Origin of the sequence: Aestuariicoccus sp. MJ-SS9, from assembly GCF_032586235.1 — a bacterium.
Classification (GTDB): domain Bacteria; phylum Pseudomonadota; class Alphaproteobacteria; order Rhodobacterales; family Rhodobacteraceae; genus Aestuariicoccus.
Genome location: NZ_JAWHTD010000147.1, coordinates 1 through 512 on the forward strand (window position 1 = coordinate 1; position 512 = coordinate 512).

Here is a 512-nt window from a genome sequence, read left to right on the forward strand (position 1 = left end):
CGCGTGAACAAGGCGGCGGGCACGATCGGCTCGTGGAGTCCATCGTAACTTTTTCCGGTTTTGCGTACCTGGATTAGACCGGTGTAGAAAGGGTTGTTGAGGATCGTCTCAACCCCGCAGAGGCTCAAGGGGCGCCCTCCGTGGTTGCGAAGGCCGCGGCGGTTGATTTCGGCCTGCAATGACCTGAGCGAGTGTTGACCGGAAGCGTAGAGATCGAACATCTGGCGGATGAGAGGCGCCTTGACCGGGTCGGGAACCTTGGGCTGGCCCTTGCCCCGATCGAGATAACCGATCGGGGCGCGAAACGGATAGATGCCCTGCTTCAGCCGGCCGGTCAGGCCCTTGATCGTTTCCTCGCGCAGGTTGCGGATATAGTCGGCGGCGATCACAGCCTGAATGTCCGCGGTCAATCGGCCGCCGCGTGAATTGAAGTCGAGGCTTTCGGTGGCGATGTAGACATCGATACCGATGTCGGGCAGTTCGCTGAACATCGCCCAGTCGCGCAGGTTGCG

The 512-nt window shown here is 61.1% G+C and carries 1 protein-coding gene; it reads right to left on the minus strand.

Features of this window, described 5'->3' with window-relative positions:
* Positions 1-512: recombinase family protein (locus RXV88_RS23795; RefSeq protein ID WP_316296201.1), on the minus strand; the 512-nt coding region annotated here is incomplete at both ends.